We start from the raw sequence: 14,486 nt of genomic DNA on the forward strand, positions 1-14,486 counted from the left end.
AGGCGAACTCCAGTGGCGAATGCAAAAACAATCCGCAGTGATCGCGTCAATCGCAAGCGCGGCAGTATACCCGGGACGTCGCACTTTCGCTCCAACCGCGTCGACAATTTGCTCGGGCTGGCCAGCGCCGCTTGCGCGCTGGGGCGCATTTCACTATTGTCAGAACCCGGTGGTTTTCAAAACAGGCAAACGCCTGCAACCTCTTCCTGATGATCAAAAACTCCTCGGAGTGGAGTCACCATGAGCAAGCGCTTTCTCCTTATAAAATCCAGATCCGCTCACCACCTGAGCGAAAGCCAGGTAACACCCGAAGCGGTTTTCAAAAATCGACGCGCAATTCTCAAATCCATGGGGCTCGGTGCCATGGGCGCCGGCCTGGCGGGTGCCGCGGGGCCCGTCACCGCCCAGGGAATTCTTGACAGCCTGTTCGGCCGCGACGAGCCCGAGATGACCGTGCGGACAGGCGACCAGAAACTGGACTATCAAAACCTTCAGCAACCCAAGCCGGACTGGGAGTGGACACCGGAAGCCAAAGCCATCACCCACAACAACTTCTACGAATTCGGCACCGGCAAAACCGACCCGGCCATGTACAGCAAGAATTTCGAGACAAAGCCCTGGACGCTCGAAATCGGCGGTGAGGTCGAAAACCCCATGACGGTAGACGTTTGGGACCTGATCAACTCCAGTGCCATCGAGGAACGCATCTACCGGCTTCGCTGCGTGGAGGCCTGGTCCATGATCATTCCCTGGCTCGGAATCGAGCTGGGCAAGCTGCTCAAGCAGGCGAGGCCCACCAGCAAGGGTAAATACGTAGCGTTCCAGACCATTCACGACCCGGAGCAGATGCCCGGACAGCGTTCCCGCTGGGCCGGGGGCGGCATCGACTTCCCCTACGTGGAAGGATTGCGCATCGACGAGGCCATGCACCCGCTCACCCTCATGGTGGTCGGAATGTACGGTAAAACGCTGCCTCCTCAGAATGGCGCTCCGCTGCGGCTCATGGTGCCCTGGAAGTACGGCTTCAAGTCGATCAAGTCGATCGTCAAGATCGACCTGGTGGAAGAAATGCCGCCCACCACCTGGAACCTGCTGGCGCCCCAGGAATACGGCTTCTACGCCAATGTGAACCCGGAAGTGGACCACCCGCGCTGGTCTCAGGCCAGCGAGCGGCACATCGGGCCCGGCGCCATTGCCCGGCGCCAGCCAACCCTGATGTTCAACGGCTACGGGGACGAAGTCGCCAGCCTTTACTCGGGAATGGACCTGCGCAAGTGGTACTGAAACTTCCAGCGGTGGTTGTCGGGTGAACTGGAAGACCACACTGCCACGAACTCTGCACATCCTGGTTCACCTTGGCTCGCTCGCTCCGCTGCTGTGGCTCCTGCTGGCGGGGCTTCCGGGCGGGCGGCTCGGGGGTGATCCAGTTCAGGAACTCACCCACTTCCTCGGCAAGGGCGCCATCCACCTCCTATACTTGACTCTCGCTGTGACTCCGCTGGCTCGCGCGCTCAAGCTCGGCCGCCTGCTGAGGCTGCGCCGGCCATTGGGTCTGTGGTGCTTCGCCTGGGCCAGTCTTCACTTCGCGGTCTGGCTGGTCCTGGATCTGCAGTTCTACTGGGGCCTGATCGGGCAGGAGATCGTGGAGCGCAATTATCTTCTGGTGGGTTTCGCCGCCTGGCTGATATTGCTGGCGCTGGCGGTGACCTCCATTCCGCGACTGATGCGCGCCATGAAACAGCGCTGGAAAACGCTCCACAGCTGGATCTATGTGGTCGCGATCCTCGCGCCCGTCCATTATTTGTGGGCGGTGAAGAGCGGAGTCGTGCAGCCGGGACTCTATCTGCTGGTCGCTGTCGGGCTCCTGTGGTTGCGCCGCGATCGCATACTCCTTCCCCTGCGCGGATTGCAGCGAAGCCAGAGTTAGAGGTTAAAGAGGCTCCATGGTGCGAAAGCGCGCCCGGGCGCGCCCGCCGGGGCTTGAACGCCGACTGAACTTTTCCCGTCGTCCGGGGCTCCGAGCACCACATTCGTAAATGAGTCATGGGCTGCTAGAATGTGGCCCCCACCGCCAAGCTGAACGAAGCATTCATGAAATCTTTTGCACCTCTGCTGCTTGCCATCGCCGTTCTGAGCGGCTGCTCCACCTTCGAAAGTCTCGAAGCCGTAGAGCGAGGGCAGCACGAACACGCACGCCTGCTCCAGCAACAGGCGATCCGCCTGGCGATGCATGAGGAATACCTCTCCCAACTGGCCGAATACCAACTGGAGATGGAAAGGTCGCTGCAGACCATCGCTCAGCAGACCCGGGACATCGATACGGCCCTCACCCGCCTGGACACCACCAAAGGCCCGGCGGAAGAAGCCGCCGCGCGCCCGGAACCGGAGCGGGTCGTCACCACCGAAGCACCCAGCAAAATGGTGATTGGACGCAATGAGTGGGTCTGGCTGGAACTGCTGGGTCGTAATCTCAAGGCGCGGGTGGACACCGGCGCTCTCACATCGTCCCTGAATGCGGTGGACATCCAGCCGTTCGAGCGGGACGGTCGCGACTGGGTGCGCTTCAGAGTGCCGGACGAGGAGCACCCCGAAGGTGGCGACGTGTACGAGGCGCCCCTGATTCGTCACGTCCGCATCCGCCAGGCCGCCGCCGAAGGTCTGGACCGCCGGCCCGTGGTTCGGCTGCAGGTCCGCATGGGCGACTATGTGGACGTAGCGGAATTCAACCTCACCAATCGGGAGAATATGCTGTATCCCCTGCTGCTGGGCCGGAACTTCCTGCGGGACATCATGCTCGTGGATGTCGCCCGGAAGTTCACCCGCAAAAAATATAAACCCGGCAAGCCGGTGGCAAACCGCTGATGAACTCCAGACGAACTCCTTTCTACCTGCTGATCCTCTTCCTTGTAGCTGCGGGTCTGTGGCTGAGCTGGCATCGACATGTAAACTACGAAGTACCCTGGCTTCCGGGCGAAAACCGGCAAGTCTGGTCCGTCGAGGCGAAGATCGATTTCACGGCATTTGGCGACCCGGTCAAGGTCAACCTGTCAGTGCCTGATAGCCAACCGGGCTTTGAGCGGGTGCGCGAGCACACCGCCAGCCCCGGCTATGGTCTCGCGTTCGTGACCCGCCCCACCGGCGGCCGCAGCGCGGAATGGTCAATCCGCAACGCCACGGGCCAGCAGACACTCTACTATCAGGTGGAAATGCTGGTGGATCCCGAGCGGGACGCCCCCAACACCGCAACACCTCCACCCCTGGACCCCCGCCCTCACACGGGCCCCACCGCCACAGCGGCCATGGAATTGCTGGAGAACGCACGCCGCCGTTCAGCGGACGCCTTTACCCTGACGCGCGAACTGATCGAAGAATTCAATACCCAGGCCCAAAGCGCGCAGCTCCTCACCCAGCACCGCCGGCGCTCCGCCTGGCTGGTAGACCTGCTGCACATGGCGGGCACCCCCGCTCGCGAAGTGCAGGTACTCGAGCTTCAGGACGGCCGCCGCCGCCAGCCGCTGCAAACCTACCTGCAGGTATTCGAAGGGGACACCTACCAGCTCTTCAATCCGAACAACGGCCGGCAGGGCCTGCAGCCCAACCAGTTGCTCTGGGAGTATCACTCCGGCCCACTGCTGGAAGTCGTGGGCGGACGCAACTCCACCGTCAGCTTCTCCATCATCGACCAGGAAGTACCGGTAGGCCGGGTACTCGAAGTGCGAAACCTCAATGCCCCGGGCATGCTCGATTTCTCCCTCCACAGTTTGCCGGTGGCTGAACAGACCCTGTTCAAAAGCATCGTCCTGATTCCCGTTGGCGTACTAGTGGTGTGTCTGCTGCGTATTCTGGTGGGCATCCGCACCTCAGGCACCTTCATGCCCGCCCTGATCGCCATGGCATTCATCCAGACCAGCCTGCTGACCGGCCTCATCGGCTTCATCCTGATTGTCTCCGCCGGCCTGATGATCCGCTCCTATCTGTCCCATCTTAACCTGCTGCTAGTGGCCCGGATCTCGGCAGTAATCATCTCAGTGATCATCATCATTGCGCTCTTCTCCGTACTGGCGTTCCAGCTGGGGCTTGCCGAAGGACTGAAGATCACCTTCTTCCCCGTCATCATCCTGTCCTGGACCATCGAGCGCATGTCCATCCTGTGGGAAGAAGAGGGGCCGCGGGAAGTCGTGGTCCAGGGCGGCGGCTCGCTGCTGGTGGCAGTGCTCGCCTATGCGGTGATGACCAATGACATCGTCCGCCACCTGACCTTCAACTTCCTCGGCTTGCAGCTGGTATTCATGGCCGCCGTGCTGCTGCTCGGCAGCTACACCGGTTACCGTCTGCTGGAAGTGCGCCGCTTCCGCCCCCTGGTCCAGGCCGGCGAACCCTGAAATGCTGTCGCTGATCGAAAACTACTGGCCCTTCCGTCGGCTGTCCGCGCGCGGCGTTCTGGGCATGAACCGACGCAACATCGACTACATCAGCCGGTACAACGACCGCGCCCTTTATCCGCTGGTGGACAACAAACTGCGCACCAAACGCCTGGCCATGGAACACGGCGTGCGCACCCCCGAGTTGCTGGCCGTCATCGACAACCAGCACGACGCCAATGCCCTGGGCGAGCGACTGCCGGACCTGGATTCCTTCTGCCTCAAGCCCGCAAAAGGTTCAGGCGGCAAAGGCATCCTGGTCGTGACGCGATCCCCTGAGGGCGAGCTGCAACGCTCCAATGGCCAGCCCCTCACCACCGCGGACATTCAGCGGCACGTGTCCAACATACTTGCCGGACTCTTTTCCCTGGGCGGCGCACCGGACGTGGCGGTAATGGAATCGCTCATTCAGGTGGACCCGATTTTCCGGCGCTTCAGTTTCGAAGGCGTGCCGGATCTGCGGGTCATCGTATTTCGCGGCTTTCCCGTGATGGCGATGATGCGCCTGTCCTGCGCCACCTCAAAAGGAAAAGCGAATCTGCATCAGGGCGCCGTGGGGGTTGGAATCGACATTGGCAGCGGCCGGGCCGTGCGAGCCGTACAGAAGGACCGTCCCATCGAAATCCATCCGGACACCAACCAGAATCTTCTGGAACTGCAAATACCCCACTGGCACGAACTGTTGGAACTGGCCTGCACCTGTTACGACATGACCGGCCTCGGTTATCTCGGCGTGGATCTCGTGGTCGACAAAAGCCGCGGCCCAATGCTGCTGGAATTGAACGCACGACCCGGCTTGAGCATCCAGGTCGCCAACGGCTGCGGCCTTCTACCCCGCCTGCGTCGCATCGAGTCCATCCCCCGCCCCGAACGCATGGCCCTGGCCGATCGCATTCGTTTCTCGCGCGAATGCTTCGGAACCGCATCGACAGAACCTGTACGGCTCGAATCAGTGGGTTAGCTCCGGAATAAAAAGCGTCGGAGAGACGCGTTCGCGATTGCATACTCCGGAGAGGGAAAAGAACCGCTCTTGAGTCAAGATACGGCACGAAGGTTTCAGACGTGGGGCCGCCCGGCTCTGCCGCGACCTTCACCAGCAGGGATGCTGGTGAAGAGCCCCCAGGGATGGGTTCACGGCGTGTCGCGGCAGAGCCGGGTGGCTCCGCGTCCTGGCACCGACCTCCCGGCATCGGAGTGCGTGCGCGACCGTTATTTCGCAGGGAAAAGAATCGCTCTTTAACAAGTCATGATTCGGCACGAAGAGCTCAGACGTGGTGTCGCGACAGAGCCGGGTGGCTCCGCGTCACGGCACGATCCCAAAAACTTATAGCGGCTGATACATCAGCGATTTAACCTGAGCCTGCAACTGCCGCGCATACATCAGATCCTGATTCTGGATCATCCCGATAAACACGATATCTTCCACCGGATCGATCCAGAACCAGGTTCCGGCGATGCCCCACCACCAGAACGAACCTTCCGGAACACCATTGTTCGCAGCGGAATCCGTAACAACCGCAAAGTCCAGACCGAACACATTACCCGGATAGAATGGCCCAATATTCTCAACACCCTCCGGCAAATGATTCTGCCGCATCAACTCCGCCGCCTGCTCCGACAGAATACGCACCCCGTCCAACTCACCCTTGTTCAGATGCATCTGGGCAAACCGCAAGTAATCACCGGCTGTGGACGTCAGACCGCCGCCACCAGAAAACAAGGCAGGCTTCTCCAGAAACGGACCGTTCGGCTCACTGACAAGACGGCCGCCCTCATCCGGCGCATAGGCCCGGGACAAGCGATCCGCTTTGTCCTCGGTTACATGGAAGGCCGTATCCTTCATGCCCAGAGGCTTGAAAAGACGCTCCTGCAGGAAAACATCAAACGTCTGCCCAGACAGAACCTCCACCAGATAACTTTGCACATCCACGGAAACGCTATACACCCACTGGGTACCCGGCTGGTGATTAAGCGGAATCCCGCCAAGCTTTTTTGTCATTTCCTTCAGAGTCATGTTGCGATCCAGAACGCCCGCCTTGCCATAGGCTTCCGCAACGGGCCCGCGAGAAAGCAGCGGTGTATAAACCAGCCCTCCCGTATGGCTCATCAACTCCCGAACGGTCATCGGATGATCGGCAGGCACAGTTTTGAACTTGCCCTCGTCGTCCACACCGCTGGCAACCTGCAAATCCTTGAACTCGGGAATGTACTTGGCCACCGGGTCGTCCAACTTGAACTTGCCCTCATCCCACAACATCATCAATGCCGTGCCAGTGACCGGCTTGGTCATGGAAAAGATGCGGAAAATACTATCCTTGTTCATGGGCTTCCTGTTTTCCAGATCCTGATACCCATGCGCCTCGAACAGCTCCACCTCACCGTCCTGCGCCACCAGCGTCACAATGCCCGCCAATTTACCCTCGTCGACGGCCGCTTTGGTGGCTGCGGATACGGCCTCAAGGCGCGCCTGATCAATGTCGGCGGACGCGAACGGCGCGACGCTCAGCAGCATCACCGCGCAAGCGCTCAGCACCTTGTGCCTGAATGATGTTCTGTTATTCATATTTAACCTCTTTGAATTTTTGCCCTGAAAAGTCGCTGTTGATACTACACCCTGGTCGGGCCTCTGAAGGCAAAGATGTGCAAAGGAGAGGCGGGTGCGAGCGCGGACGCGCCAGGCGAGGTGCGGGGCCGAGTGGCCCCGGACTGGAGGTCAGATAAATGCGGGATCAACGTTCGACATAGTTGTCGAGAGTCGATTCGATGAAAGCGCGACCCTCTTCGGCATCGTAGCTTTCCGATTTATATACGTCTTCCGCGTAGGAGAAGAACGGCGAAAACAGAGGAACTCCGTCCACGGTTTTTTTCAGCATAAAATCCTTGTTGTCGGCGATGATTTCCGACCAGACATCCCGCACATCGTCCCAGAAAGCCTGAGTGCGCTCCCAGTAGCGGTCTCCTGGACCAAAGTCGAAATCCTTGACTCGCAGGTAGCGGTTCACACCCAACTCCTTCGACAGATAGGGCTGGTCGCCGCCCGGTTCACCGGCCCGCTCCAGAACAGTCTTGTAGTTTGCTTCTTCCTGAATCCAGCCCCGGGGCACGATGGTGTGACGGTTGGTGCCGACCAGTACGTCGTAGTCATCGCGCACGCTGGACTCGCGGCGGGGCAGGGGACGCCAGGTTTCGTCACTCAACCAGGTGGAAAAATTCGGGCGGTGCTCCCACTGCCCGATGGCTTCATAGCGCGGCGAATCATCCACCTGATAAACCGCCTGGGCCCAGTGACCTTTCACATCCCGACGCGAATACTTGCGGTGTTCGAATTTGCCCTCGCCAGCGTATACAAGGATATCGCGTTTTTCGTAGGCCCAATCCTGTCGCCAGTGCTTCATGACCACCGGCTCGGAAATTTTGCCCGACTCATCCTCATAGACCATGACCATGATGTGTTGCAGGCTGATAAAGTCGCCGCGGTCTTCCACCACGTAAACGTATTCCGTGCCCCAGCTTTGGTAGGGTGGATCCGGTTCAAATTCCGGGGTGAGGCCGTAGACCTCGATGAAATCAAATGTGGTCTGGTAGGGGCCAGCCATGGCGAGGATTGCACGTCGGTCACGCTCGAAATTGCTGAGGCCCTCCTCCTGCAGTGAGAGCCAGCCAGGAGAGGGGTCGGGATCAAGGGTGAGAGGAGCGCCGGCGCTGGTACCGCCACGGGGGCTCATGGCGCAAGGATCGGTCAGTTGCCAGCTGAATACAAAAAGAGGTTGATGTCGGTCGCACCGGGCGTCTTCAGCGCTCTCTTTCGCAGCGAGCAGTGGGCCGGAGAATGTCAGAAGCAGCAGGACCATGACCCTGCCGACGGAACTGCGGACCAGGAAGTTCATCTTGCCTCCTTGAACGAAACGGGAAACGGGCTGCCGGTCGAGTATACCTGCTCGCCGGCGACTCCGTCAGCGGCACCCAGGCGGGCGTGGACGAGAAAGCACCCACGGGCCTGTCGGCTGAGAGCGGGATATGGTCAGGAATGATTGCTGGTGGGCAGCGGGGCTTCTTCCGTGAGGCCGTAAACCCGGTTCCGCCCCAGGGCCTTGGCCTGATAAAGGTACTGGTCAGCCTCCTCCAGAACGGCCTGCCAGGTCTTTTTGCTGCGCGCACTCTTACGGGTGAACGCGCTTACGCCGGCACTGATGGTGAGTCGGCCGTAGGGACTCTCCCGATGTTCCACGTTCAGTTGGTACAGATTGCGAGTCAGACGCCAGACCGCTTCCATGGCTTCGTGCAGGGAAGTCTCCGGCATCAGTAGAAGAATCTCCTCGCCTCCGTAGCGATAGACCCGGTCGCCGCGACGGATGGAATCCTTGACGCAGTTGGCCACGGTCACCAGGGCCTGGTCACCGGCGCAGTGCCCGTATCGGTCGTTGTAGGGTTTGAAGTAATCCACGTCGATCAACGCCAGGGCATAGGAATGCCGGTACCGCGTTGCATTCAGATGGGTGGTCTGAACATCCATTTCCAACGCCCGGCGGTTGCCGATCTTCAGCAAGCTGTCCTGCAGGGCCAGAGCCTGTAATTCGCGGTTGGCTTCACTGAGCTCGCGGCTACGGTTGGAGATCTGTCTCTCCACAGCCTTGCGCTCCTCCTCCAAAGCGCGCAACTGCGCCTCGTTCAGGATCTCCCGACTGAGCATACCCACCACCCGGCCCACGGAGTCCACCACCGGAAGCTGGGCAAAGCCATGACGGCGCAGGAGGTCCACCGCTTCCGTGAGACTGGCCTCTCCATTGACGCAGATCGCGGGCGATGACATGAACTGACGGATGCGGGGTTCGCGAAAATGGTGACGGCCCAGCACATCCGCGAGGATCTTGATCATGTCGCGACTGGTCACCACCCCGACCGGGAGGCCTTGCTCCACCACGACCAGACAGGAGCCATGACCGGCCTGCAGCGCCCGCGCCGCTTCCCGCACGGAAGCAATGCCGGCCACACAGATCACCTCTGGTGACATCAGTTGCTGAACCCGTGTCTCGCGAAGGTGGCGTTGCGCTACATTGCCGCTGACGGGCGCGACCAGCTGCCGATCTCCAGGCGCATCCTGTATGGCATGCGAGACCCCCACCACGCCGGCGGATTGGCTCAAATGCCCGAAGTTTGGGGAACTCAGGCTCATCAGTACTCCTAGCTGCCCACGCTGGAACTCATCTTTCCTTCCAGCAGGACCGGTTCATTCGGCTCGATTTGGCACTCATCCAGCATCCAGGCCGCGTTCTCCGAAAGACCCCTGAGGTAGAGCGTCAGCTCCGACACTTCACCCGCGACGTCCAGGTCCAGGATGCCGTTCAGGAGGATCAGCGTCTGGCGATTGGGGAGACAGCGATCAACGAGGTAGGACTTGCGCCGTTCTTGGTCGCGGAATCCAAGCATTAATTGGACCATCTCGGTCAGGCCCTCGGGGAAACGGAGCCAGACGGAAATGGAGAATCTGCCGGACCAGTGTTTTCTGGAATGCCAGGACCGGTGGCGGCGTAAAATGGAGGGGTCGAGGACACTGACCTCGTGATGTTCACTGGTCGGGACGGAGGAAATCAGTGGGCTGTGCATTGTGAAGTCCGCAAGGTGGGATTTGGATACTTACAGCGTACCCAAGGCGCGGTTCAATGGCTGAGACTCAGGAGGCAGGGCTCCTGTTAGCCAACGCACACGAAATGTACACAGATGAAGGGCCGCTTGCGGGAAGGTCCTCCCCGACGCCTCCAGGCAGCTTGAGATGCCACCAGACCGTGACCAGACCTGCCCGGAAGCCGACGCGCACCGCAGCTATGCTTCGCCCGGCGGCCAGTCATGCGGGTAAGGTTTACAGAACTTCCAGCACATCCGACAGCTTCTTGACGGGCACCACCTCCATCCCGGGCACCCCGTCGCGGGGTGCGTTGCCGGCCGGCACAATGGCGCGCTTGAAGCCGTGCTTGGCGGCCTCCCGCAACCGTTCCTGGCCACTGGGGACGGGCCGGATCTCTCCCGACAGCCCCACCTCGCCGAACACCATCAGATCCGGCGCCAGCGCCCGGTCACGGAGGCTGGACACCACCGCCACCAGCAAAGCGAGGTCGGCGCTGGTTTCCAGTACCTTTACGCCGCCCACCACGTTCACAAAAACGTCCTGATCCCCCACCATGATCCCGCCGTGGCGGTGGAGCACCGCCAGCAGCATGGCCATGCGGTTGCTGTCCAGGCCCACGGAAACGCGACGGGGATTGCCCAGGTGGCTTTCGTCCACCAGGGCCTGAATCTCCACCAGCAGGGGCCGGGTGCCCTCCCAGACCACCATGACCACCGACCCGGAAGCCACTTCCTCCGGCCGCTGCAGAAAGATTGCCGAAGGATTGCTGACCTCGCGCAGGCCCTGCTCGGTCATCGCGAAGACACCCAGTTCATTTACGGCGCCGAACCGGTTCTTGATGCCCCGCAGGGTGCGGAAACGGGAGTCGTGTGAACCCTCAAGCATGATTGACGAGTCGATCATGTGCTCCAGGACCTTGGGGCCGGCGAGACTGCCATCCTTGGTAACGTGCCCCACGAGAATGAGCACCGTACCGCTCTGCTTGGCAAAACGGGTCAGGAAGGCGGCGCATTCCCGAACCTGGGAGACGCTCCCGGGCGCCGACTGGATATCGGCCAGATGCACAACCTGGATCGAGTCCACCACCAGCACCCTTGGCTTGTGCAGTTGAGCCTGTTGCACAATCTGCTCGGCACTGGTTTCCGCCAGCATCTTCAGCTTGTCCGTGGGCAGTTTCAGGCGCCGGGCGCGCATGGCCACCTGTTGCAGGGACTCCTCGCCGGTAACATAAAGCGCGTCCATCTGCCCCGCGAGACTGCAAAGCGTCTGGAGAAGAAGGGTGGATTTCCCGGCGCCCGGATGCCCGCCGATCAGTACCACGGAACCCGGGACGAAGCCGCCCCCAAGGACCCGATCGAACTCCCCGGCACCGGAACTGAGGCGCGGCACATTTTCGAGATCGATCTCCGCAAGAACCTGGACCTGAGGTGGCCCGCCCGCCCCCGCATAACCGCTGAGGCGCTGGTCCTGGGTTCTGCCCGGAGCCCCTCCAAGGCGCACTTCCGACAAGCTGTTCCAGGCTCCGCACTCGGCGCACTGCCCCTGCCACTTGGCGAAGTCTGCACCACAGTCCTGGCACACATATGCGGTTTTCTGTTTGGCCACGCCGATCCTCCCGAGAATTTTCGGGGGAAGCTTGTGGGATCGTTCTGGAGGCGTCAAGCAGGAAGCTGCGACCCAGCTTTGAAATTCCCGGGCAAGAGCTTGTAACTATTACACCTTTTGCATCCGCCGCGCGCTCGACCGGCACTGATCTGGAAGCGGCCCCCTGCCGGACTGCGAGATCTGTTTCGCTATACCGATATCACACACGAAAAAAGACGCCAGCTGCCGCTGCGGGCTTCACGCGCCAATGCGGGGGAGCAGGGGGCCGGGACGGCTGCACAGCAGTCGTTCTGGCACAGCCATTGCGTTGCTGAAACTGCACTTTAATGCACTATCACAGGCCCAACTGCATCCCGCATCTGCATGGGCCCGAAAAGAATTTTTCAAGGGAGGTTTCTCGCATGCTGCGATGGGCTTTTATTTTCCTGCTGCTGGCGGTGCTGGCCGGGCTTCTGGGCTTCGGCGGGGTCGGCTCCAGCATCGCGGCCTTCGCGCAGGTTCTGTTCGTGGTGTTCCTCGCCCTGTTGCTGATTTCACTGGTCGCGGGCCTGGTGGCGCAGGCGGACAACGACTAGGCAGCATGCGCGGAGTGCCGGATCGCCCTCCACAAGTACGGCAACGAGTGCCCCCGATCGATACCTAAGGAAGGAGTAACTTTCGATGACATCCCCCTATTCCGAAACACCCGCTGGCGCGCCGGTAACCGAGAAAACCGTAGCGGCGGCGCACCGCTCCATCGACGCTCTGGCAGAACGCGCTTCGCGCTCCGAACAGGCGCTGCGCGAAGCCGCTACCTCCTCCGCCGGGAAGTACACCGAGACCCAGGAGCTTGTGCGTACCCGGGTCAGCGACAATCTTGATCGCGCGCGCGATTATGTCCGGGAGCACCCAATCACCGCCGCCGGAGCCGCCTTCGCTGCTGGTGCGCTGATGGCGGCGCTGTTCAGCGGGCGCCGTTGAGGCCAATGGCTGTCGCCGAGGAAGCGCCCCAGCCTTCTGAACCCGGTAGCCCGCCGCCACCGGAACTGGCCGACCTGCTCGCCGATTTACCCTGGCTTCTCAAACAAATGCTGGCGGACGGTGTGGAGTTGCTGGAGACGGACGGGCGGCTGGCTTTGCGCAGCCTTCTGCTTATCGCGGCGCTTACCCTGTGCCTGGCCGGCCTGATTGCCGGGAGCTGGGTGGTACTGGTGGCGCTGTGCGTCTATGGGGCCGTGGAAGCGGGAGTTCCCGGCTGGGGGATCGTTCTAGGGGTGCTCGTCCTGCACGCGCTGGCCTTTGCCGTGCTCGCCCAGCAGATGCGGGCGCTGGCCCGGTATGCATTTTTTCCCAACAGCAGACGCGCCGTGGCCGACCTGTTCGGGCAGGGGGCCAGAGCGGAATAGGGACATCATGTTGACACTGCTCCTGAAACGGGACATCGCCCGGGCCGAAGCGCTTCGCTTCGACCTGGGTCATAACCGGGAACTGCTCGGTACCATCCTCGGGCTCGGAAAAACCCGAGCGGTACACTTTATTGGCAGCCCGGCGGGCCTGCTGTTCTCGTTCGGAGCCGGTTGCGTTTTTGGCATGGTGCGCAGCGACAAACCCGGACGCCTGCTTCCTGTGCTGAAATCCCTGGCCAAACCACTTCTCGCCGAGGCCCTGGTCAACGTCGCAAGCCACGCCTGAAGTTCGAGTATTTCTGGCGGGGCGCTCCGCGCGGCGCTAGACTAGCTCCATGTCTTCATCTCTCATTCCCGAAAAACCCCTCCTGGTCTCCCCTTCGCTGGCTGCCACCATTGGCCTGGAAGAGGCCGCCATGCTCGCTGTCCTGAACGAGCTGGCGGAGCATCGACCGGGTGAAGCGCAGGACGGCTACAACTGGCTGGAACTGGACGAGCAGGTGGTGGGCCGCTACATGCCCTTCTGGACCCCACTGGATGTCCAGCGAGTCAGCAAGAGCCTGCGGGACAAAGGCATCATCCTGCTCAATTCCGCGCCGTTCACCCAGAGCGGCCGCCTGCGATTTGCCTTCAACGAACGGCCGGGGCGCGCTCCCGCGGAAGCGCCGCGGCCGCGGGCCCACAACACTCCCGTGCGCGGCGCGAACCGCATCCCGCCCAACTGGCAACCCAGCGACGACGTCTGGCAGCAGCTCGCCCAGCGCAACATTCCCCAGTCATTCGCTCAGGAGCAATTGCCGGAGTTCATTACCTACTGGCGGGAGCGGGACGAGCCGGCCCACGCCTGGGGCGCGAAATTCCTGCGCTCCGTGCTGCATGCCTGGCGGAATCACGAAACGGATTTCCGGCGTCGCGAGACCGCCAGCCCCATGGACAGCGGTTGGCGCCCCAGTCACGACGCGATGGAGGTGCTGGTCAAGCACGCGGGCATCAACCAGCAGTTCGTGGAGGATGCCGTCGCGGAGTTCGTACTTTATTGGCAGGAGCGCGGTGAGAGTTCCCGCACCTGGAACAGCAAGTTCATCCAACACGTGCGCCGCCAGTGGAACCGCTACACGGCCACCGTCGAGAACGACACGGTGCCCAAACCGATTCCCGCCGACTGGCAGCCCAGTGAGGATGTTTACGATGTACTGCGCCTGGCGAATATCGATATTTCCTTCGCCCAGGGGCTGCTGAAGGAGTTCGTCATTTTTTGGCGCGACAATAAACAGGTACAATCGTCCTGGAACACCAAGTTCCTGCAACACGTGAAATTCCATTGGGCCCGCAGCCACGCCCTCAGCACAGAGTCACAGAGTCAGCACAATGCCGGAAAAGTCTCCCACTCCAAGACGCGAGAACGCTCCCTCGTCGACGACCTCACCGACCGCAGCTGGGCGTACTGACTCG

15 protein-coding genes are annotated in these 14,486 nt (G+C 61.3%); 10 read left to right on the forward strand and 5 right to left on the reverse strand.

The features are described 5' to 3' along the window. Window positions 1–240: 240 nt before the first annotated feature. The 5 genes from msrP to ACURWW_RS12990 all read left to right on the forward strand — a co-directional run bounded on the left by msrP (window position 241) and on the right by ACURWW_RS12990 (window position 5,382). Complete coding sequence (gene msrP, locus ACURWW_RS12970) at window positions 241–1,284, forward strand: protein-methionine-sulfoxide reductase catalytic subunit MsrP (RefSeq protein WP_445617497.1); 1,044 nt, start codon at window positions 241–243, stop codon at window positions 1,282–1,284. A 22-nt stretch (window positions 1,285–1,306) separates the two neighbouring features. Beyond that, window positions 1,307–1,927, forward strand: a complete 621-nt coding sequence (locus ACURWW_RS12975; RefSeq protein WP_445617496.1) for a protein-methionine-sulfoxide reductase heme-binding subunit MsrQ — start codon at window positions 1,307–1,309, stop codon at window positions 1,925–1,927. Between the two features lie 164 nt (window positions 1,928–2,091). Continuing rightward, on the forward strand, window positions 2,092–2,862 hold the full coding sequence (locus tag ACURWW_RS12980; RefSeq protein ID WP_445617495.1) for an ATP-dependent zinc protease family protein: 771 nt from the start codon (window positions 2,092–2,094) through the stop codon (window positions 2,860–2,862). Further along, window positions 2,862–4,382, forward strand: a complete 1,521-nt coding sequence (locus ACURWW_RS12985; RefSeq protein ID WP_445617494.1) for an inactive transglutaminase family protein — start codon at window positions 2,862–2,864, stop codon at window positions 4,380–4,382. Before ACURWW_RS12980 ends, ACURWW_RS12985 begins: the two co-directional genes overlap by 1 nt. A gap of 1 nt (window position 4,383) precedes the next feature. Beyond that, window positions 4,384–5,382 carry an alpha-L-glutamate ligase-like protein gene (locus ACURWW_RS12990; protein ID WP_445617493.1) on the forward strand — a complete coding sequence of 333 codons (999 nt, stop codon included), beginning with the start codon at window positions 4,384–4,386 and terminating at the stop codon, window positions 5,380–5,382. Between the two features lie 363 nt (window positions 5,383–5,745). Here the strand turns inward: ACURWW_RS12990 and ACURWW_RS12995 are convergent, their stop codons facing one another. From ACURWW_RS12995 to radA, 5 genes are all read right to left on the reverse strand, one after another. After that, window positions 5,746–6,984 (reverse strand): serine hydrolase domain-containing protein, encoded by a 1,239-nt coding sequence (locus ACURWW_RS12995; RefSeq protein ID WP_445617492.1) that lies wholly within the window; start codon window positions 6,982–6,984, stop codon window positions 5,746–5,748. Between the two features lie 166 nt (window positions 6,985–7,150). After that, window positions 7,151–8,308 carry a DUF6607 family protein gene (locus ACURWW_RS13000; RefSeq protein WP_445617491.1) on the reverse strand — a complete coding sequence of 386 codons (1,158 nt, stop codon included), beginning with the start codon at window positions 8,306–8,308 and terminating at the stop codon, window positions 7,151–7,153. 134 nt (window positions 8,309–8,442) lie between these two features. Then, a complete protein-coding gene (locus ACURWW_RS13005) occupies window positions 8,443–9,594 on the reverse strand; it encodes a diguanylate cyclase (protein WP_445617490.1) in 1,152 nt (383 codons plus the stop codon). A gap of 8 nt (window positions 9,595–9,602) precedes the next feature. Further along, window positions 9,603–10,025, reverse strand: coding sequence for a hypothetical protein (locus ACURWW_RS13010; RefSeq protein ID WP_445617489.1), 423 nt, complete (start codon window positions 10,023–10,025; stop codon window positions 9,603–9,605). Window positions 10,026–10,278: 253 nt separating this feature from the next. After that, the gene (gene radA, locus ACURWW_RS13015) at window positions 10,279–11,649 is read right to left on the reverse strand and encodes a DNA repair protein RadA (protein ID WP_445617488.1); all 1,371 of its coding nucleotides are present in this window, start codon (window positions 11,647–11,649) and stop codon (window positions 10,279–10,281) included. 401 nt (window positions 11,650–12,050) lie between these two features. Here radA and ACURWW_RS13020 point away from each other — a divergent pair, with 401 nt between their 5' ends. The 5 genes from ACURWW_RS13020 (at window position 12,051) to ACURWW_RS13040 (ending at window position 14,482) form a co-directional block, all read left to right on the forward strand. Then, window positions 12,051–12,224, forward strand: a complete 174-nt coding sequence (locus tag ACURWW_RS13020) for a DUF1328 family protein (RefSeq protein ID WP_445617487.1) — start codon at window positions 12,051–12,053, stop codon at window positions 12,222–12,224. An 85-nt stretch (window positions 12,225–12,309) separates the two neighbouring features. After that, on the forward strand, window positions 12,310–12,609 hold the full coding sequence (locus tag ACURWW_RS13025) for a glycine zipper domain-containing protein (protein WP_445617486.1): 300 nt from the start codon (window positions 12,310–12,312) through the stop codon (window positions 12,607–12,609). A gap of 5 nt (window positions 12,610–12,614) precedes the next feature. After that, entirely contained in the window at window positions 12,615–13,034 is a 420-nt protein-coding gene (locus tag ACURWW_RS13030; RefSeq protein WP_445617485.1) for a hypothetical protein, read from the forward strand. A 7-nt stretch (window positions 13,035–13,041) separates the two neighbouring features. Beyond that, entirely contained in the window at window positions 13,042–13,320 is a 279-nt protein-coding gene (locus tag ACURWW_RS13035; protein WP_445617484.1) for a hypothetical protein, read from the forward strand. 49 nt (window positions 13,321–13,369) lie between these two features. After that, window positions 13,370–14,482: a DnaT-like ssDNA-binding domain-containing protein gene (locus ACURWW_RS13040; RefSeq protein WP_445617483.1), complete on the forward strand. Its 1,113-nt coding sequence runs from the start codon at window positions 13,370–13,372 to the stop codon at window positions 14,480–14,482. Window positions 14,483–14,486 lie beyond the last annotated feature (4 nt).

The sequence above is a fragment of the Gilvimarinus sp. F26214L genome (genome assembly GCF_054401055.1).

Excerpts from the sequence above, each read along its gene's own strand:
- msrP (WP_445617497.1), top strand. The coding sequence starts at position 241 with ATGAGCAAGCGCTTTCTCCTTATAAAATCCAGATCCGCTCACCACCTG.
- ACURWW_RS12980 (WP_445617495.1), top strand. The coding sequence starts at position 2,092 with ATGAAATCTTTTGCACCTCTGCTGCTTGCCATCGCCGTTCTGAGCGGC.
- ACURWW_RS12985 (WP_445617494.1), top strand. The coding sequence starts at position 2,862 with ATGAACTCCAGACGAACTCCTTTCTACCTGCTGATCCTCTTCCTTGTA.
- ACURWW_RS12990 (WP_445617493.1), top strand. The coding sequence starts at position 4,384 with ATGCTGTCGCTGATCGAAAACTACTGGCCCTTCCGTCGGCTGTCCGCG.
- ACURWW_RS12995 (WP_445617492.1), bottom strand. The coding sequence starts at position 6,984 with ATGAATAACAGAACATCATTCAGGCACAAGGTGCTGAGCGCTTGCGCG.
- ACURWW_RS13000 (WP_445617491.1), bottom strand. The coding sequence starts at position 8,308 with ATGAACTTCCTGGTCCGCAGTTCCGTCGGCAGGGTCATGGTCCTGCTG.
- ACURWW_RS13005 (WP_445617490.1), bottom strand. The coding sequence starts at position 9,594 with ATGAGCCTGAGTTCCCCAAACTTCGGGCATTTGAGCCAATCCGCCGGC.
- ACURWW_RS13010 (WP_445617489.1), bottom strand. The coding sequence starts at position 10,025 with ATGCACAGCCCACTGATTTCCTCCGTCCCGACCAGTGAACATCACGAG.
- ACURWW_RS13020 (WP_445617487.1), top strand. The coding sequence starts at position 12,051 with ATGCTGCGATGGGCTTTTATTTTCCTGCTGCTGGCGGTGCTGGCCGGG.
- ACURWW_RS13025 (WP_445617486.1), top strand. The coding sequence starts at position 12,310 with ATGACATCCCCCTATTCCGAAACACCCGCTGGCGCGCCGGTAACCGAG.
- ACURWW_RS13030 (WP_445617485.1), top strand. The coding sequence starts at position 12,615 with ATGGCTGTCGCCGAGGAAGCGCCCCAGCCTTCTGAACCCGGTAGCCCG.
- ACURWW_RS13035 (WP_445617484.1), top strand. The coding sequence starts at position 13,042 with ATGTTGACACTGCTCCTGAAACGGGACATCGCCCGGGCCGAAGCGCTT.
- ACURWW_RS13040 (WP_445617483.1), top strand. The coding sequence starts at position 13,370 with ATGTCTTCATCTCTCATTCCCGAAAAACCCCTCCTGGTCTCCCCTTCG.